Genomic DNA, 20,372 nt, shown 5'->3' with positions numbered 1-20,372 from the left:
TTTCCTTTTTGCAGGACATATCGATTTCGTCTTGAACTAACGGCATTACTGTACTATACGCTAGCGTAATCTTATTTAAGGGTACCCGGATGTTTCTTATGGTTCCGTAGTTAATTTCTTACACTGATGTCCTGCTGTGCGTAAAGTTTTATTGTTAACGAGTTTCAGAAAAATTTATGTTGAACAGAATAATTGAGTTTTCCGTGAGGAATAAGCTCGTGGTAGGGTTAATGGTACTAGCCCTGATCGTCGTAGGGGTTTATCAAACTACCCGACTACCGATCGACGCTGTCCCTGATATCACGAATAATCAGGTTCAGGTCATCACTATCGCCCCTTCATTTGGAGCCACAGATATTGAAAGACTGGTGACTTTTCCTATTGAGCAGGCGACCAGTAATATCTCCGGTCTTAAGGAGATCCGTAGCTTTTCACGTTTCGGACTTTCGCTGGTAACTATTGTATTTGATGATGGTATAGATATATATTGGGCAAGACAACAAGTAGCGGAGCGACTGCAACAGGTACAGGGAGAAATTCCAAAAGGAATAGGTACCCCGGTATTGGGCCCTATCTCAACGGGACTAGGCGAAATATATCAATATGTGGTACGTCCGGAAAAAGGCTTTGAAAAAAAATATGACATCACCGAATTGCGTACCATTCAGGACTGGATCGTACGACGCCAACTGTTGGGCGTGAAGGGCGTCGCTGAAGTAAGCAGTTTCGGTGGCAAATTGAAACAATATGAAATAGCGGTAAATGCCGATAAACTGCATGCGCAGGGCATCAGCATCAAAGATGTCTTTAACTCCCTGGAGGCCAACAATCAGAACACTGGAGGTGCTTATATCGAGAAAGGCCCTACAGTTCTGTACATCCGAAGTGAAGGGCTCATCGGCACTATCGAAGATATCCAGAACATTGCCATCATCAACAAGCCGGACCAACCTCCCCTTTTTCTGCGCGATGTCGCGGATGTGAAAATGGGATTTGCCACCCGATATGGCGCAGTCTGCTACAATGATGAAGGTGAAGTAGCTGGTGCTGTAGTCATGATGCTAAAAGGTGAAAACAGCAGTCAGGTTATAAAAAATGTAAAAGAGCGTATCGCGCAGATACAGAAAACCTTGCCAGAGGGGGTGGTAATCGAGCCGTTCCTCGACCGCACGAAGATGGTAAACAATGCGATCGGAACCGTAGAGAAAAACCTTTTGGAGGGTGCACTTATTGTCGTATTTGTCCTGGTCATATTTCTGGGCAATATACGGGCAGGTCTGTTAGTGGCTTCGGTTATTCCGCTAGCTATGCTGTTCGCTATTTGTATGATGAACTTATTCGGGGTAAGCGGCAATCTGATGAGTCTGGGGGCACTGGATTTTGGGCTGATCATAGACGGTGCAGTAATCATTGTAGAAGCTGTGATGCACCAAATGATGCATAATAGACAGTTCAGACAACTCAACGGCATCTCTAAGGAACAAATGAATGGAACTGTCACGACTGCGGCTGGCAAAATGATGAATAGCGCAGTTTTCGGACAGATCATCATCCTGATCGTGTATCTACCTATTCTGTCTCTCCAAGGTGTAGAGGGCAAGATGTTCAAGCCCATGGCACAAACCGTTGCTTTCGCTCTACTAGGCGCCTTTTTATTGTCACTTACCTATATTCCGATGATGAGTGCGTGGATATTGAACAGAAAAGGTAGCACAAAAAGGAATTATTCGGACCAGATGATGGCGGTCCTGGAAGCCGTTTATCAAAAAACGTTGATACGCGCATTGCGGTGGCCAAAACTTATCCTATCATCGGTTGTAGTACTTTTCGTTATAGCAATTTTTACGCTTTCTCGTCTTGGTGGTGAATTTATCCCGTCTCTGGAAGAAGGGGATTTTGCAGTCGATACTCGTGTGCTTACCGGAAGTAACCTGAACACAACCATCGAACATACACAGAAAGCAGCACACCTTTTGAAAACAAGATTTCCAGAGGTCATCAAGGTGGTTACCAAAATCGGTAGTGGCGAAGTACCTACCGATCCTATGCCCATGGAGGCCAGCGATATGATGGTCATTCTTAAAGACAAAAAGGAATGGATATCCGCAAAGACATTTCCCGAACTAGCGGAAAAAATGAGTTTGGCTTTGCAAGAGATTCCCGGTATTACTGCAGGTTTTCAATACCCCGTACAAATGCGGTTTAATGAACTGATGACGGGCGCCAGACAGGATGTGGTCTTGAAAATATATGGCGAAAACCTTGATACTCTGGCGAAGACAGCAACACTGGTAGGGAAAGTGGTAAATACGGTGCAGGGAGCAGAAAACCTCTACATTGAACCCACTACAGGTATGCCGCAGGTGGTCATAACGTATAATAGGCCGCTTATCGCTCAATATCACTTGTCTATTGCCGATATAAACAATATCGTGAACACTGCATTTGCGGGACAAAGTAGCGGAGTGGTGTATGAAGGGGAAAAGCGCTTTGACCTTGTGGTCCGTCTGGATGCAGAGAACCGCGACCGCTTGGAAGATATAAAGCGCTTGCTAATAGCCACTCCTAAGGGAACCCAGTTACCGCTATCGCAGCTAGCTGACGTGCAGATCAAAGATGGTCCGAACCAGATACAGCGTGAGAATGCACAACGGCGCACTATCGTCGGATTTAATGTAAAGGGACGGGATGTACAGGGTATTGTGGAAGAACTGCAGCAAAAAATAAATACCCAGATAGCGCTTCCAGCAGGTTATTACATTACCTATGGAGGCTCTTTTGAGAACCTGAACCAGGCTAAGGCACGATTGATGATCGCCGTACCTTTAGCATTGGCCCTGATATTTATACTGCTTTTCTTTGCTTTCGGATCGGTCAAGGAAAGCCTCCTGATTTATACGGCCATCCCCTTGTCTATTATCGGTGGCGTACTGCTATTGGCTGCCCGTGGTATGCCTTTTAGTATCAGCGCAGGTGTCGGCTTTATTGCGCTATTCGGCGTGGCAGTATTGAATGGAATTGTACTCATTTCGGAGTTCAAGCGGCTTAAAAATACGGGGGCAAATAATATTTGCAGCATCGTAGTTCATGGAACCAGGGTTCGGCTGCGCCCCATCCTGATGACAGCAAGTGTCGCATCATTGGGCTTTTTGCCGATGGCGTTGAGCAATGGAGCAGGGGCTGAAGTACAACGTCCATTGGCGACCGTTGTAATCGGTGGATTATTGATAGCGACGCTGCTTACGCTGTTTGTCCTGCCTTTGTTATATATACTTTTTGAAAAAGGCTTTAAAGTAAAAAAAAGACCGCTCGCTGTAGTATTTGTCGGCTTGCTATTTATCATGACGGCACAGGCCCAGGTGCCGATCACATTGGATGAGGCTATCCATATTGCTGTAGCGAATAATCATCAGATAAAAAATGAAAAAACGGTATCTGAATATAACAAGGCGTTGGTAAAATCGGGCACAGCAATACCACTGACAGCCGTTGCTGCTGATTTTGGTCAGATAAACAGTGTTTATAATGATATGCGCTTCGGTCTTTCGCAAAGCTTTGCTTTTCCGTCTGTTTACAAGAGCCAGAACAGGGTGCTGACAGAAGAATACAGACAGAGTCTGTTGCAGGTGTCACTTAAGTTATATGAGCTGAAAAAAGCGGTCTCGCAGACTTTCTATTCTATCCTTTATTGGAAAAAGAAAGCTGCATTATTGATCGAAGCAGACAGTCTGTACAGTGGATTCTACGAAAAGACAAAACTACGTTTACAGAAGGGCGAGAGCAATGTACTGGAAAAGGCAATGGCGGAAAGTCAAAAAGCAGCCATAGCAATGCAGCTGCAACAGGTGCATCAGGAACTTCATGTGATGGGTGTCCGTTTCAGATTTTTATTGAATACAGACAAGCACTTTCAACCGGTAGAAGTCATGGCTACTCCTGTCCTCTTTACGGATTCCATAACGGAAAATCCATTACTGAAGGTATTGAAACAACAGGAGGTGATTGCGCGTGCCCAGACCAAAGCGGAAAAGTCAAAACTTCTGCCAGATCTCATGCTGGGATATAGTAATAACAGTTTTTATGGTGTCGGTCCCGATGATAAATATTATGACCGATCTAAAAGGTTCCATTCTGTGCAGGTGGGAATAAATATTCCTGTCTTTGCGCAGGCGCAAAAAGCGCGCATAAAGGCTTCGCGTGTTGCGGAAAATATTGCAAAAGGTCGTTTAGAAGCCGAAAATGCTGCACTAAATAGCAGGAATGAAGAACTGTGGATCACGTATAGAACCAACCTCGATATTGTTAAACAGTACGAACAGGCAGAGCTGAAAAATGCAGATGCAATCGTAGCCACGGCGCAACAGCAGTTCCTGGCCGGTGAAGTGAATTACCTGGATTGGGTGGTACTCATGAACCAGGCCATAGCCATAAGGAGCAACTATGCTGATGCAGTACATATGCTCAGCCAATGTATTATATCTATCAATTACCTCACTTCAAATCTATAATTATGTTTTTATCAGCACTAAATATTAAAACACTAACCACGATAAGGCAGCTATTGCTGCTAAGTGTTCTGGTATTTTCCCAATGCAAAAATAAAACTGCAGATACAGAGAAAACCACTACCGCAGATGAAAATAATGTGGTAATTCTTACCGATGCACAGTTAAAAAATGCGCCGATAACCACCACCATGCTATCCGACAGGAAGATCGCTTCTCAATTAAAGCTGAACGGCAAGGTTGACATACCGCCGCAAAGTTTGATTTCGGTAAGCGTGCCGCTGGGCGGCTATCTAAAAAACACAAAGTTGCTACCGGGAATGCAGGTAAAAAAAGGCGAAGTAATTGCCGAACTGGAAGACCCGCAATATATTCGACTGCAACAGGATTATCTTCAGGCAAAATCAAAACTACACTTTGCCCGGTTGGATTATGACCGTCAGAAGGAACTGAACCTGAACAGGGCTGCGAGTGATAAAGTGATGCAGGAGGCTCAGGCCGAAATGAGCGATCAGCAGATAAAGCTCGATGCATTGGCTCAGCAGCTGCATCTCGTTAATATCGACCCCGATAGGCTGACAACGGGTTCCATAGCCAAGGGGATCTATATATACAGTGCGATCACGGGTTTCGTAAGCAAGGTAAACGTTAATAAGGGAAGGTATGTATCTCCTTCGGAAGTATTGTTTGAACTGATCGACCCTAACGCTATATACCTGAGCTTGAAGGTATATGAAAAAGATATTACTTTTTTGATGAACGGACTACAGGTGACAGCCTTCACGAATAACGATCCTGATAAAAAAGTGCCAGCAGAAATCAGTCTGATCGGCAAGGATATCGGGACGGATGGTACAACTGAAGTACGCTGCCGCTTTGGTCAGGATGTAAAAGGATTGTTGCCCGGCATGTACATGAATGCAATCATAGAACTTGAGTCCCTCTTCTCGCAGGCTTTGCCCGAAGAAAGTATTGTGGATTTTGAAGGTCAAAGTTATGTATTTGCGCAAACTGGAAGACAACAATATACCCTATTGCCGGTAACTACGGGTACACAGGAAAACGGTTATATACAGATACTGAACAGTAGTGAGCTGGCAGATAAAGCTATCGTGGTAAAGAATGCCTATACCTTATTGATGAAATTGAAAAATGCAGCAGATGAGGAATAACTGCTGTGATAAATAAAATGAGGACTTAAAGAATTAAAACATATGAAAACTATTTTTGTAGCTACTGTTTTGGCGATATTGTCAAACCTGGCCTACTCTCAGACACGCTTTGAAAAGGCAAAAAAAGAAGCTGCTGAAAAAAGGGAATTGATCGTTCTCAATTTTTCAGGCTCTGACTGGTGCATACCCTGCATTAAATTCCATAAGAATATTATTGAAACGGACGTATTCCAAAAATTGATCTCGGGAAATACGGCTATTTATCTCAATGTTGATTTCCCCCGAAGTAAGAAAAACCAACCCCTAGAGGCCATTAAAAAGGAAAATGCCGAACTGGCAGACCTTTATAACCCTAAAGGTATATTTCCGTATACGCTCGTGTTGGATGCCGATGGCAAAATCATAAAGACCTGGGAAGGCCTGCCGGCTGAAAATGCGGAAGCCTTCGCCAGTCAGATACAGCGTTTGTACAATAAAGGACAATGAGGATGTTAACGGAATTTCGCAGATCGCAAAAGCTGATGGGCAATAGCTTTGAGATCACCGTTGTCGATACAAGTGAAAAGTGTGCATCTGAACATATTGATGCCACGATTGCCGAAATCCAGCGGATCGAACAATTGCTGTCCACGTATAAGGAGGACAGCCAAACCAGTATGATAAATCGTGATGCCGGCTTACGGCCTGTCGTCGTGGATGCGGAGGTATACAACCTTATTGATCGTAGCCTACGTATCAGCCAGATTACAGATGGTTATTTTGATATTTCTTATGGGGGGATAGACAAACGACTATGGAACTTTGACAAAGAAATGAATGCGCTTCCTGATCCCGCGGTTATCAAAGAAAACCTAAAACTCGTCAATTACAGAAACATCGTGTTGGATCCGAAAAAAAAGACCGTATTTCTGAAGGAAAAAGGAATGCGTATTGGCTTTGGAGGAATCGGAAAAGGCTATGCTGCCGAAATGGGGAAAAGACTATTGCAACAACGTGGAGTACGATCTGGTGTTGTGAATGCTTCAGGCGACCTTACTGTATGGGGGTGCCAGGCAGATGGCAAACCATGGACGATCGGTATCGCTAATCCAGACTGTGCAAATCTGCCTTTTTCGTACCTCAGCATGAGCGATATGGCGATTGCCACTTCGGGCAATTATGAAAAGTATGTCCTGATCGGTGGAAAACGCTATTCGCACACGATCGACCCCAAAACCGGGGTGCCGGTATCCGGCATCAAAAGTGTCACCATTATTTGCCCGAATGCGGAAATTGCTGATGCAATGACTACTCCGGTAGCCATTATGGGCATTGATGCAGCGATGGATCTTATTAACCAGATCGCTCAGGTAGAATGTATCATCATTGATGATAATAACAGCATATATACATCAAAAAAAATTAATTTAAAATGAAAACTGCAGTAGATAGAATATGGGGAATAGTACTTGCTTTTGCAGCAATTTTCTTTGTTTCCTCTTGTACATCGGTAAAGGAATACCAGAAGAATAAACTGAACGACGGGGAAATGGTGCTACACAATAGAACGATTGAAAAAACGGAACTAAATTTCCAGTCTTACCGCGAAGGAGCTTCGGGAGCAAATGCCGGAAAATCGGGTGGTGGCTGTGGCTGTAATTAACTAAACCGGAAACGTAATGAAAAGGATATTTTTAACAGCAGCGGGCATTGTCACTCTGCTGCACACATACGCACAGACAGCTCCTACTGATACAAGCCATGTATCCAGGAAATTAAAGGTTGATGAGATCAATCTGGTATCCAGTTACTACCAACAGAACGGCAACAACTCTGCTGTAACGGGTGGTATCGGTTCGGAAAGATTGATGGATATCTCTAATGTTATTGACATTACACTCGTTAAATACGATAAGAAAAATAGAAAAAATAGATTTATGGTAGATATAGGGGTCGACCACTATACTTCTGCCTCTTCAGACAGGATCGACCTGAAGGCTAATTCTTCGGCTTCTTATGCTGATACTCGATTTTATCCGTCTATCGGTTGGACACGCGAAAATGAAAAAAAAGGCAGCACCTTGATGGGGGGGCTCTCCTATTCCGGCGAATTTGATTATCAGTCCATAGGGGCCAATGTGGGCCTGGCGCAAAAAACGGCCAACAGGATGGGAGAATTTACAGCAAAGTTTCAGACGTACATAGATCGAGTTTTATTGATCGCACCGATCGAACTGCGGCCGAATTATATACCTGGGGATACGGAAAGCGAGCACGATCGGTATGGCAGTAGTGGAAGAAATACGTTTGCGCTTTCATTGGCGTACTCGCAGATCATCAATCACAACTTTCAGATGGAATTGCTAGCAGATCTGGTTCAGCAGAATGGCTATCTGAGCCTTCCCTTTCACCGGGTATACTTCACGGACGGAACTGTACATCAGGAAGCCCTGCCGGACAAACGTTTTAAAATCCCTTTGGGAATTCGCGCTAACTATTTTCTAGGGGATAAATTTATTTTACGGAGCTACTACCGCTACTATACGGATGATTGGGGGATAAAATCGCATACCATTAGCCTCGAAACGCCTATCAAACTATCCCCATTTGTCTCGGTAAGCCCTTTCTACCGCTTTTACCGGCAGACGGCAGCAAAATATTTTGCTCCTTACCAGCAGCATACCGCTTCGAATGTATTTTATACCAGTAATTATGATCTCTCGGAATTCAAGAGTGATTTTTTTGGTGCAGGTATCCGATACAACTTGCAAAACGGGCTTTTTGGGGTTAGGCGGATAAGTATGCTAGAGCTGCGATATGGTCATTATACAAAATCGATCGGTATGGTATCCGATATTTTCTCCATAAATATTAACTTTAAATAAATCTTTGACAAACCATTATGAGAAAATCACTTTTTAAAAAAATCGCGTTAGCCACAATAGCTCTACTTATCGTTATCCAATTTTGGGGAACGAAAAAAAACAGCAGTTCTGTTCCTTCAGAAAATGCGATTGAAAAGCATTACACTGTGCCCCCTAAAGTCCTGGGTCTTTTAAAAACGAGTTGTTATGACTGTCATTCAAATAACACTGTCTATCCTTGGTATAATAATATACAGCCGGTAAAATGGTGGTTGGCCAGCCACATCAACGACGGTAAAAAACACCTTAATTTTGACGAGTTTAACGCTTATTCTTCAGACAAAATGTTACATAAACTGGATGAAGTCGCGGAAACTGTTAGCAAGGGGGAAATGCCTCTAAATTCCTATACACTGATTCACGGAAATGCTAAATTGTCCAACAACGATAGAAAGGAAATCGAAGCTTGGGTGAACCTGGTCAAGCAAGAAATTAAATCAAACTCAAATGGCAACGAATAAACAATCAAGCTCGCTAGACAATTATTTGGACAACCATTATATGCACAAAAGCAACTGGCTGCGCGCAGCCGTATTGGGAGCTAATGACGGCATACTGTCTGTCGCTAGTATTGCAATCGGCGTGGCAACGGCCAGCAACAGCAGAGAGCCAATTATCCTTGCCGCACTTGCGGGCCTTGTTGCTGGAGCTTTGTCTATGGCGGCAGGCGAATATGTATCGGTAAGCTCTCAGACTGACTTAGAGAAAGCTGATATAGCAAGAGAACAACAGGAGCTGGATGAAATGCCGGAAGTTGAGTTGCAGAGATTGGCAGAGATCTATGAAAAGCGTGGCCTTAAAAAGGAAACAGCCCAACTTGTCGCAATAGAATTGACTGAACATAATGCGCTTGAAGCGCATCTTAGGGATGAACTTGGTATGAATGAAATCACCCAGGCGAACCCCATACAGGCTGCCTTGGCCTCTGGAGCAGCATTTACAGCCGGTGGTGTTCTGCCACTTGCTATAACCTTATTGGTTCCGGTAAATAATATGGAGTATATACTCTATGTTTTCGCTATTGTATTTCTAGCCATATTAGGTGCATTTGCTGCCCGTGTAGGCGGTTCAAGTATTGTAAAAGCGACGATTAGAATTACCCTTTGGGGGACGATCGCGATGGTACTTACCGCTTTGGTAGGTTATTTTTTTGGCGTAAATGTTTAATGGGAAAAGAAGCCCTGAAAAGAATTTCTTTTTCGGGGCTTTAGCTCTTCTGTGCTCCTGCTCTCATTTTCTTGAGCCATAAAACCACTGTCCATATGACGGTAATACCGAAGATAATAAAAAGTGGGATGTAATAGTTTAAAAAAAAATAATGGAAGTAGCTTCCCAAAATAATATAGATACTTGCGATACAGAGTTTAAAAGGGATAAACTCGCTGTTTGACCAGGTGGTTTTTACTTTCAAGAAGTTCATATGCTATTATTTAGTGCATATAAAGTTATTAAAAAAAGCAAAAACCATATAAAAAATGAGATAGGTTATTTTTTAACTCGTTATGTGTTACTCCTAGCAGGGCTGACTTGCTGAAAGGTTGTGATATTTCATCAAAAAGCTAACAAACAGATGCTTATCGTTTTTTTCAGAGGGATTAACAAACAAAACCGGGATTGAATTGTATAACTTCAAAATCTTACTTTTAAAGGACGATATATTCTTTGATCAAAAATAGTCTTGACCTTTTGATACCGGGAGCTCAACACGGACCAAGAAGCTGCCTAGGAATTGTATCAGCATATCTAAGTAGATCGCTATGAAGCTAGAAAAAATGATACTTCTGTCATTTCTTAACTTTAGTGAACGCATTGCCCATTGCCCGATTCGTAATATTGTAAAAAACCTTAAATAGTATTTGATTCTTTGTTCAAGAAGCAGGACTCTTTTCGGTGAGCAATTTTATATTATTTATATATGCAAAAGATGAAAGCCGTAGTATGCCGGCAATATGGCCCTCCGGAGGTGTTGCAGATTGTGCAAGTAGATAAACCTCTTTGTAGAGATAATGAGGTTCTAGTCAGAGTTATGGCAACCTCTGTCAATTCGGGTGATGTTAAGATTCGCGGACTGGTAGGAAACGTCTTGCTCCAATTGATCATGAGATTGGCTTTAGGCTTTTCCAAACCTCGGAAACCTATATTGGGAACCGTATACGCGGGGGTAATTGAACAAACGGGAAAAAATACGAATCGTTTTAAAAAAGGGGATCGTGTTTTCGGAATCACTGGTTTTAAGTTTGGTACTTACGCGGAGTATGTCAGCGTAAAAGATAAAAGTGTTGTTGATATAATGCCTGCCAATGCCACTTTTGAAGAAGCGGCTGCCCTGCCTTTTGGATGGCATACAGCGCTATACTTCTTTGAAAAGTCACGGATCAAAAAGTGTAAAAAACCTGCTATTCTTGTTTATGGATCGACGGGTTCGGTAGGTGTCGCTGCTGTACAATTGGCGCAACATCTGGATGCGGACCTTACAGTAGTATGCGGTAGTGCTGGAAAGGCGCTAATGGAAAGTTTACATGTTAAAAGCGTTATTTTATACGACCGTGAGGATTTTTCTACATGCCAAAAAAGGTTCGATTTCATTTTTGATGCCGTAGGTAAAGTGAGCTTTGGGGAGTGCAAAAAATTACTAAACCCTAATGGGACTTTTCTAAGCGTAAATGGTTTTGATATCGCAACTGAAACGGTTGGTCATCTCCAGCTTATGAAAGAACTATTTGAGAAAAGAAAATGCAAGGCTGTTATTGACAAAATGTACGCGTTCAAAGAAATCGTATCTGCACACAGATATGTCGATGACGGGAGGAAAAAAGGAAATGTAGTGATAGTAATGGATGATTCGATCGAGATACGTCGCCCTGCTGTACCAGAAACTCATCAATAACTGGAAAATAAATTGCCTATTACGGGAACCCGTAATACACTCTTGAATAGTTTACCTAGCTTTGCTAGAAATAAATATGAATTACTAAATTATTAGTTAGTGCGTGTATTTAGAAAGCTACCTGTCATCGGTAGCTTTCTTTATTTTAAACCCATCTACCCAAGGTATGGGTTTCCTTGTAGAAGACGAACAATATTAAATAAGATTCTGAACCAAGCAAATTTAGGTAAAAGAAAATTATTATGTATGTTTGCTGCAACGATAATAACTTAAACCTAGTTTATCTATGAACTTTTGTTCTTCATCTTTTTTCCTTGTAATCAGCTTAACGGTTTCATTTTCTTCTTTTGCCCAAACAAAAAGTCTGTTCAATGGCAAAGACTTAACGGGGTGGCACATCGATGTTCCGGACATGGACAAAAATACGGCCTTGAAAAGTCCTTTCCTTGTCAGGGATGGTAAGTTGGTAAGTATGGGTACCCCAAATGGTCATATCATAACAGATAACTCGTATAAGAATTATAGCCTGACTGTAGAGTATCGCTTTGCGGGCGAGCCTGGAAACTGTGGGGTATTGGTACACGCTTCTACTCCGCGCGCGCTCTACGGAATGTTTCCAAAATCCATGGAGATACAGATGATGCATGAAAATGCGGGAGATTTTTGGTGTATTGTAGAGGATGTTAATGTCCCCAATATGGTGGAACGACGCGGTGAGGAAGCTACATGGGGGATTACAGAAGGGAAAAAACGTAGAATATTGAATCTTACCGATCACTCGGAGAAGCCGCTCGGAGAATGGAACAACATGAAGATTGAATGCTTGGACCGGATCATAAAAGTGTGGTTAAATGGTGACCTCGTGAACGAAGGTTACGACTGTACTGCAAATAGTGGACAGATTGCCCTTCAAGCTGAGGGAGCTGAAGTTGAGTTTCGTAAGGTTTTACTAACTCCAATTAATCAGCTTTCGAAATAAAGGATAAACCGAATCGTTTATTCTTACTTGTGTCAAGAGAAGCGGTTGAATTAACTATTGGTGCGGGTCACTTAAGATAGAAGAACTTACCCCGAAAGTGGAACACAACTCTTGTAAATCGCGGAAAAAACCAGAATGGATCTTGGTGATTACTTAACTGGCCGTGAAGGAAATAAAAGACGTCCAATCGGTATCAAAGAAAAATAATCATGATAAGTAAAATTACGCTAGTACTCGGAATATCCTTACTTTCTTTAGCTGATGTTTTTGGTCAAAATCGGCCTAATATTATTTATATCTATGCGGATGATCTTGGATACGGTGAGCTGGGAGCATATGGCCAAAAGATAATAAAAACGCCAAATCTCGACCGGATGGCAAAAGAGGGTATGCTGTTTACACAGCACTATACCTCTACTCCTGTCTGTGCACCTGCTAGAGCAATGTTGCTCACCGGAAGGCATGGTGGGCATAGCTATATTCGTGGGAACTATGAAATGGGGGGATTCAGTGACCGCGATGAAGGAGGTCAAATGCCACTACCGGAAGGTACATTCACAATAGCCCGTATGCTAAAGGATAAAGGTTATAGGACTGGTGTCATCGGAAAATGGGGTCTTGGGATGCACTTTACGAGTGGAGATCCTAATAAACAGGGTTTTGACTATGCTTACGGATATTTGGATCAAAAGCAGGCACACAACTACTACCCTACGCATTTGTGGGAAAATGGTAAAAGGGATATTCTGAAAAATAAAGAGACTTTTATTCATGTCCAATTATCAGAAGCTGAAGCTACTGATGCGAATTTTAAGCGTTTTGAGGGCAACGAGAATGCAGTCGATAAAATGACAGAAAAAGCGGTGTCATTTATAAAATCTAATAACAGCGAGCCATTCTTTCTATACCTACCTTACACCTTACCTCATGTGGCATTGCAGGCTCCTGATCGGTGGATAGCTTATTATAATTCGTATTTTGAAAACGAGAAGCCGTATCTGGGTGGGCAGGGCTACAACCCACAAAAGTACCCCTTAGCAACGTATGCTGCTATGATCAGTTATCTGGATGAGCAGGTGGGAATAATACTATCTAACATCAAAGAACTGGGGCTAGATGACAATACCATCATCATGTTTTCCAGCGATAATGGGCCTACTTTTAACGGTGGTGTAAATGCGGAACTGTTTAATAGTACTGGTGGTCTGAGAGGGTTAAAAATGGATGTATACGAAGGAGGAATCCGCGTACCGTTTATCGCCCGCTGGCCTAAGCATATTCCTGCGGATACTAAATCTGACCTTCCTAGTGCACAGTATGATCTTATGGCTACTCTTGCAGAATTAACGGGAGCAAAAGTACCAACTACGGATGGTATTTCGTTCTTGCCGACGCTGATGGGGCAATCGAAGAACCAGTCTGTCCGAGAATTTATCTTTTTTGAATACCCTGAAAAAGGAGGTCAACTGGCTATTAGATTGGGCGATTGGAAAGGGGTCAAAACTGACGTAAAAGCCAACCCGAAGGCTAATTGGTCATTGTTTGACCTTAAGCTGGATCCGAAAGAACAAAATGACGTAGCACTTGAACATCCTGAAGTGCTGAGAAAACTTGATGAAATCGTACGTAACGAACATCAGAATGCACATATCCGAGAGTGGGAATTTTTGAACAGTAAAATGCCTGTTCACAAGTAATCTGGCGCAGTCCTTAACCACAAATCAAACTCCAGTCTCCATATGTTTTTAGATTATGTGAGACTGGAATTTTTATGAATGGAGGTCTAATCTATAAAACGGGACGAATGGGCAATAGGAGTTTAAAAAAATTGTTTATTATCTCAACGCAATTGTATTGTGTATAATACTGAATTTACGTAGGTTTGATAAATCCTAAATTACAATGAAAATTATCGAACCAAAGAAAAGAGACGATCTACAGATCACACCTAAGCTCCACGAAGCATTTGGTCTATTCGAGAAATTAATCTACGAATTAAATAAGAAAAATCTGCCTGAAACAACCGTTGAATTTATTAATCAACGTGTTGAAGAGCTTAACACTATTCCTTCTTCGGATAAGAGTTTAAAAAAGCAACTGCTAAAAAGGCAAGCTCAGATGACGAAATTTCTAGAAAAGGAACACAAACTCGTACCTAAAAATTACTATCGAAATTTATGGATCCCCTTGGGTATGTCAGCTTTTGGGCTACCTTTTGGTGTCGCATTGGGCCTAGTTGTTGATAATATGGGGTTATTAGGGGTTGGTTTGCCCATAGGATTGGCTATCGGAGCGATAGTAGGCACACAAATGGACAAACAGGCATTAAAGGATGGACGTCAATTGGATACCGATCTTAAATATACCTAAAACGACCGTTAATTTTATGGTTTAGAAACTGGTAAAAACTGTTTGTCGTTTGTGGTTGAATCTTTATACTTCAATCGAGTTTCTTCTAGCTTCTGATGCATTCTTTGACGTATTTGGACATAATCCGGGTGATCGTATACATTGTTTAATTCCTGAGGATCTTTTTCTAAATCATAAAGTTCCCATTCGTCTACATCATAATAAAAATGTATCAATTTGTATTGCTGCGTGCGTATACCGTAATGCCGCTTTACGGTGTGTATGGAGGGATACTCGTAATAGGTGTAATAAATGACATCGCGCCAGCTCTCGGTGTTGCCATTAAGGAGGCCGCGAAATGACTCTCCTTGCATATCGTCAGGCGCCTGTACACCAGCATAATCTAACAACGTTGGTGCAAAGTCTAGATTTTGCACCAATGCATCTGAAGATTGTCCAGCTTTGATTTCGGCTGGATAGCGAATGATCAGCGGTGTGCGTAAGGATTCTTCATACATAAAACGCTTGTCGTACCAACCGTGCTCTCCCAAATAGAATCCCTGATCTGAAGTATAGACCACAATAGTATTCTCGTCCAAGCCGTTTTCCTTTAAGAAATCTAAAAGACGTCCTACCCCATCATCGACTGCAGCTACTGTACCCAAATAGTCCTGCATATAACGCTGATAACGCCAACGCATTAGGCTGCTATCCGACATCTGTCTGTAATTCGTTCTGAATTCGGCCATAATCGGGTTGTATACGGCATCCCATTTCGCACGTTCGTCGGGTGTCATACGTCCCAGATTATTGTTAAATGCAGCTTTGTCCCAAGAAAGGTACTCACTGATCCCCAATTCATCCATCATTGCAGGTGGAATCTTATTGTCGCCAGCCCAATTCATATGTTTAAGGATATTCATCTCTGCAGTTTTGGCCGCAGTTCCTCTCCCTTCGTAATTGTCAAACAATGTGGCAGGCTCTTTATAGGTTCGAGATGTATATTCTTGGATGTGCCGCAAGGCGGGCAGCCATTCGCGATGGGGTGCCTTTTGATGATATAATACACAAAATGGTTTAGCTGTATCCCTCTTAGCGATCCAATCTAAGGTCATATCCGTGGTTAGATCCGTAACATACCCTGTAATCTGTTGCTTCTTCCCGTTGACGATGAAATTAGGATTGTAGTACTCGCCCTGATCGATAAGTACAGCGGAATAATCAAACCCCTGCGGTAGTCCATCCATATGAATCTTTCCTATAAGTGCTGTTTGGTAACCATTCTTTTGCAATATCTTAGCAAAATTATCCTGATTCCAATTGAAGGTGGCTTCGTTGTCAATTTTGCCATTTATATAACTGTGTTTTCCGGTCAATAATACTGCTCGACTGGGAGCACATAATGAATTGGTAACTGTAGCCCGTGTAAACAATGCTCCCTCGTCAGCTAATCTATCAATATGTGGCGTATGATTGAGCCCATAGCCGTACGCACTTACTGCCTGATAGCCGTGGTCATCGCTCATAATATAAACTATATTAGGTTTCTTGCGGGGAGATTGAGCAATAACAAAAATGGGTGCTACGGCTAAAATAAACATTGTCAGTATTTTTATATTCATAATCCTTACTGTTATTATAATCAATCTGCACTAATATAAGCATTATCCCCTATTGTACTACTATGAAAGTTGGAATATAGGCACGAAGGTATCTTACTATAAGTAAGAAAAATGAAAAGTAACACAATAAATATAATTATGTTAAATAGATAATCGCCTTATTTTGGAAAGACTAAAATATCTCTTGGATTAATTTACTTATATATACAAGAGCTAATAACGAAAAGCTGTGCAGATCCTATCTGCACAGCCTAAATTGTACTGCTAGCGGACAGTCTGTAATCTATCCAATGCTATTTTCGTTTCCAACGTACCGAAAGCGACTGTAGCACGACGTCCTGATATATCTAAGATGACCCCTATCGCCGTCTGATCTACCATACATACTTTGTCTCCTACACTTAAAGTGACATTCGCGTGCTTGGGTGAATCTACTTGTGCTAGCGGAAGGAGGGTTGGTGAAGCAATTGATTCTTTGTAGGATTTATCTGCTATTAACTCTTTCCGCTTACTCTCCCAGTATAACTTATCCTGTGATATGGCTTGTAAAAATTCGTCCATATTGACAAACTCTTTTCCTATTTTGTTGGAAGCGTCAACGATAATAGTCTCTTCCAAGCCGATCCGTCTAGCTACCTCGATCGCAAATGAACTACCCGGTGTGCCGATCGATAACTTGTACATCGGTCGGTTATTTTCCGAATCGTACAGCATCGCACCATTAACAATACCTGCGGTCCTGTAAGCAAAGTGTTTGAGGTTTTGGAAATGGGTGGTGATCAAACCAAAGCTTTTTTTACTATTGAAACGATCGAGTAATGTTTCGGCTATAGCCCCACCTATCTGTGGCTCGGTACCTCCCCCAAATTCATCGATGAGCATCAGTGTTTTATCGTTATGATTTTCAACAAAAAACTTCATATTACGTAAATGTGAGGTATATGTGCTTAAACTGTTCACTACACTTTGTCCGTCGCCTATATCCATGAAAAGGTGTTGGAATACCCCTGCTTTGGACCTAGGGTCTACGGGAATCAATAAGCCACATTGGAGCATGTACTGTAACAACGCTACGGTCTTCAGACAGAGTGATTTTCCGCCAGCATTCACTCCAGAGACTACCAAAATCCTATCTTCAGGCGTAAGTCGTATATCCAACGGATGGGTCTGCATATTCTGTTGACGTAGGGTGATCTCTAATAAAGGATGAATTGCTCTTGACCAATCAACCTGTTGTTTGTTTTCGATCAGGGGCATTGTTGCTTTGATTCTGCTTGCAAACAACGCTTTGGCACGAATGAAATCAATCATCGCCATAAAGTCATAGGAATTCAAAATATCTGTGATATCCGGTCGTATGAAATTGGCAAATTCGGTCAATATGTGTAAGACTTCACGTCGTTCCTCATTTTCTAACTCTCGGAGTCGAATCGATGCTTGAACAACCGCTTCCGGTTCGATAAAAAATGTGCGACCACTTCCTGAACTGTCGCGGACGATACCTTTAATCTTCTTTTTGTTTGTTGCAGTAACTGGGATAAGGTAATGCCCCCCACGGAAATCAGCCTGAACGTCGCGGTCTACAATTCCCTGTGTCTGGGCTTGCCTTAATGCAGTAGCCATAGCTTTTATGATATCTTTTTCTGCTTCTACCTTACCTTTGCGGATAGTTGATAGCCTTTTGGAGGCGTTATCTTTTATCTGATTGGATTTATCTAAGATAAAATTAGCTTTTTGCACTACAGCAGGAAACGTCTTGATCAACTTTGATAGCTTGTTGAGTGTAGGGTATTTTAATCCTCTTTCTTCATTGTCTTCTTTATTTAAGAAATCTACTATCTGTATTATAGTCTCTAACGAGTCTGCCAAAAGAGGGATTTCTTTTTCGGATAGCCAAGCGGTACTGTCTTTCTCAATCTGCCGCAATGACACGCGAATATCTAGAAAGAAATCTGCAGGGAAGCTCTCCTTGCTAGCGATAATCTCTAATAATTCACTGGTGCATATCAGTGCGTTAGAAATCTCTTTAAAATCTGTGGCAAAGGTCATGGAATCTACTTTCTCCATGCCCAATGGGCTTAAACAGTAGTCTTTGAGGTACTGTCTAATGGTATCGAAATCTATTTTTTGTTCGAAGTTTTCCGGATAAATATTCATTTCAAAAGAATAATGTAAATAGTGTATCCATCGGCTAAAATATACCGATGAAACAATATTGTCGCTTGTAAAAAAGTAAAAAACTGAAACTTAATTTTTCCCATATCCAATCTATGTACTGCCACTTGCTAGCTGTACAAGGCTTCTCTCGGGTAGGAGAAACAAAATTGCGATATGGTATTTATACGGAAAGAAAAGACATTTTATTATGTTTTTCTATTTTTGTCAAATATATGTTTTTATTCTTGAAAACTCAAGATAACAAACAATTTAGACGTGATTTGTTATCCTAAGGTATTGTACCTATAAAAGCTATTTGAAGCTTTGAGTGTAGACTTGGTGGTATTTATCGATGACTTTTTGGCTAATTACAGCGCAGCAATGGGGATATATGATCTAGTGCAAAAGACCGGTGCTCATTTGCCGGGAATGGACTTTATCATTGAAAAATTAGTTCAGCGGGGTCATAAACTTCTACTTGAATTAGGTGTACCGGTTAAATCACTCACACGAACCAGAATCTTAGGCGCCAATAAAATTGAATTTGAGGAAGGTGAAGTTAACTATTAAAAATACTTGATGACTTCGGTATTTCGGTCTAATAAAAATGGGGACTCGTGTTGAGTCCCCAAATGGAATAGTAGTCTGTACTACAACAATTCCTTAAGCTTATTTTCTAGACTATTACCGTGGAGATTCTTGGCGACAATCTTTCCATTGGGGTCTATGAGAAAATTCTGTGGGATTGCCTTGATACCATACAACGCAGCCACCTCCGACTTCCAGCCCGTAAGATCACTGACCTGCTGCCAAGGTAAACCGTCTTTCTCGATCGCATTGAGCCAATCCTGCTTCTTGCCTTCCTTATCCAGTGATACTCCCAGGATAGTGAAATTTTTATCCTTAAATGCATGGTATGCTTTTACCAGATTAGGGTTGTCTGCCCGGCAAGGGCCACACCAAGAGGCCCAAAAATCGACCAATACATACTGACCTTTAAAATCCTCCAACTTCACGATATTGCCTTTCGTATCGGGTTGACTGAATAAGGGGGCTTGTTTGCCCACGCCTACGAGCTTAGCGATAGCAATTTCTGAGGCAAGTAATTGCCCTTCTTGACCTGCCTGCAACTGAGGAGACAAGCTTAAAAACAAAGGCTCTATAAAGTCGGTATCAATATCATACCCAGCTAATTCTTTCAGCGCAAGAAGGCTAAAATAAGAATTGGGGTTTTGTTTGATATACACTTCTTTGGCCTTTGCTTTTTCTTCTTCGATCTGCGCTAAAGCTAGATTCACGTTTTCAAGCTCTACTTTTCCCTCTTCCTTCATTCCAAAGAGTGTAGATCTTTGTGCCATCAGTTTATCTATCTGAACATCTATTGGCTGCATAAAACTCCTGTAATGTGCAAATGCGGTCTGAATTGTAGATCCTTTAATCTGCGCCTGAGCAATCTCCTTTCCAAAACTTATTGTGGTGGTTCCTTTATCGACATATAGATCTACTTTGTCTAATCTTTTGGCCCTGTTGCGACTGAAAAAAGAATCGCCCTCCGGAGAATAGTAGAGATTCACTAGCGTTGCTTCGTTCAACTTGTTGGTATACCGCTGTGCTTTACCATTGAACACCACCGAATCCAAGACCAATTGTCTATCAACAAAGTAACGAACGAATACCTTTGCCGTTTTCGGTACGTCTTTACCTGGTTTTAACTTAATCGTGAAATCAAATTCTTGCGCTTGTATCTGCCCTATGGCTATGCCGCCCAACAATAGAGTCCAAAGGATATTTTTCATTG

General features: G+C 41.8%; 16 protein-coding genes. 13 read left to right on the top strand and 3 right to left on the bottom strand.

The window, feature by feature from the left end:
- The first annotated feature begins 176 nt into the window (after positions 1-176).
- The 12 genes from G7B20_RS14615 (at position 177) to G7B20_RS14560 (ending at position 14,816) form a co-directional block, all read left to right on the top strand.
- Positions 177-4,508, top strand: coding sequence for a CusA/CzcA family heavy metal efflux RND transporter (locus G7B20_RS14615; RefSeq protein WP_164112161.1), 4,332 nt, complete (start codon positions 177-179; stop codon positions 4,506-4,508).
- Positions 4,509-4,510: 2 nt separating this feature from the next.
- On the top strand, positions 4,511-5,677 hold the full coding sequence (locus G7B20_RS14610) for an efflux RND transporter periplasmic adaptor subunit (RefSeq protein ID WP_164112160.1): 1,167 nt from the start codon (positions 4,511-4,513) through the stop codon (positions 5,675-5,677).
- A gap of 42 nt (positions 5,678-5,719) precedes the next feature.
- Positions 5,720-6,163, top strand: coding sequence for a thioredoxin family protein (locus tag G7B20_RS14605; protein WP_164112159.1), 444 nt, complete (start codon positions 5,720-5,722; stop codon positions 6,161-6,163).
- A gap of 2 nt (positions 6,164-6,165) precedes the next feature.
- Entirely contained in the window at positions 6,166-7,092 is a 927-nt protein-coding gene (locus G7B20_RS14600; protein ID WP_164112158.1) for an FAD:protein FMN transferase, read from the top strand.
- Positions 7,089-7,319, top strand: a complete 231-nt coding sequence (locus tag G7B20_RS14595) for a DUF4266 domain-containing protein (RefSeq protein ID WP_164112157.1) — start codon at positions 7,089-7,091, stop codon at positions 7,317-7,319. Before G7B20_RS14600 ends, G7B20_RS14595 begins: the two co-directional genes overlap by 4 nt.
- Positions 7,320-7,335: 16 nt before the next feature.
- The gene (locus G7B20_RS14590) at positions 7,336-8,541 is read left to right on the top strand and encodes a DUF3570 domain-containing protein (protein WP_164112156.1); all 1,206 of its coding nucleotides are present in this window, start codon (positions 7,336-7,338) and stop codon (positions 8,539-8,541) included.
- A gap of 17 nt (positions 8,542-8,558) precedes the next feature.
- Positions 8,559-9,041, top strand: a complete 483-nt coding sequence (locus tag G7B20_RS14585) for a heme-binding domain-containing protein (RefSeq protein ID WP_164112155.1) — start codon at positions 8,559-8,561, stop codon at positions 9,039-9,041.
- Positions 9,028-9,747 carry a VIT family protein gene (locus G7B20_RS14580; RefSeq protein ID WP_164112154.1) on the top strand — a complete coding sequence of 240 codons (720 nt, stop codon included), beginning with the start codon at positions 9,028-9,030 and terminating at the stop codon, positions 9,745-9,747. The genes G7B20_RS14585 and G7B20_RS14580 overlap by 14 nt, the downstream gene beginning before the upstream one ends.
- Before the next feature lie 748 nt (positions 9,748-10,495).
- Entirely contained in the window at positions 10,496-11,467 is a 972-nt protein-coding gene (locus G7B20_RS14575) for an NAD(P)-dependent alcohol dehydrogenase (RefSeq protein WP_205600237.1), read from the top strand.
- 286 nt (positions 11,468-11,753) lie between these two features.
- Complete coding sequence (locus tag G7B20_RS14570; RefSeq protein WP_164112153.1) at positions 11,754-12,446, top strand: DUF1080 domain-containing protein; 693 nt, start codon at positions 11,754-11,756, stop codon at positions 12,444-12,446.
- A gap of 209 nt (positions 12,447-12,655) precedes the next feature.
- On the top strand, positions 12,656-14,143 hold the full coding sequence (locus G7B20_RS14565) for an arylsulfatase (protein WP_164112152.1): 1,488 nt from the start codon (positions 12,656-12,658) through the stop codon (positions 14,141-14,143).
- A 205-nt stretch (positions 14,144-14,348) separates the two neighbouring features.
- Positions 14,349-14,816, top strand: coding sequence for a hypothetical protein (locus G7B20_RS14560; RefSeq protein ID WP_205600238.1), 468 nt, complete (start codon positions 14,349-14,351; stop codon positions 14,814-14,816).
- Positions 14,817-14,830: 14 nt separating this feature from the next.
- Here the strand turns inward: G7B20_RS14560 and G7B20_RS14555 are convergent, their stop codons facing one another.
- Complete coding sequence (locus G7B20_RS14555) at positions 14,831-16,417, bottom strand: sulfatase (RefSeq protein ID WP_164112151.1); 1,587 nt, start codon at positions 16,415-16,417, stop codon at positions 14,831-14,833.
- 264 nt (positions 16,418-16,681) lie between these two features.
- Positions 16,682-18,574 (bottom strand): endonuclease MutS2, encoded by a 1,893-nt coding sequence (locus G7B20_RS14550; RefSeq protein ID WP_164112150.1) that lies wholly within the window; start codon positions 18,572-18,574, stop codon positions 16,682-16,684.
- A gap of 324 nt (positions 18,575-18,898) precedes the next feature.
- Between G7B20_RS14550 and G7B20_RS14545 the strand changes: the two genes are divergently transcribed.
- Positions 18,899-19,144 (top strand): hypothetical protein, encoded by a 246-nt coding sequence (locus tag G7B20_RS14545; RefSeq protein WP_164112149.1) that lies wholly within the window; start codon positions 18,899-18,901, stop codon positions 19,142-19,144.
- Between the two features lie 80 nt (positions 19,145-19,224).
- Here the strand turns inward: G7B20_RS14545 and G7B20_RS19515 are convergent, their stop codons facing one another.
- Entirely contained in the window at positions 19,225-20,370 is a 1,146-nt protein-coding gene (locus G7B20_RS19515; RefSeq protein ID WP_164112148.1) for a TlpA disulfide reductase family protein, read from the bottom strand.
- Positions 20,371-20,372: the final 2 nt, after the last annotated feature.

Source organism: Sphingobacterium sp. xlx-96 (assembly GCF_011007365.1).
Lineage (GTDB): Bacteria > Bacteroidota > Bacteroidia > Sphingobacteriales > Sphingobacteriaceae > Sphingobacterium > Sphingobacterium luzhongxinii.
The sequence above is the reverse complement of the archived record's forward strand: the minus strand, read 5'-3'. Positions and strand labels throughout refer to the sequence as shown.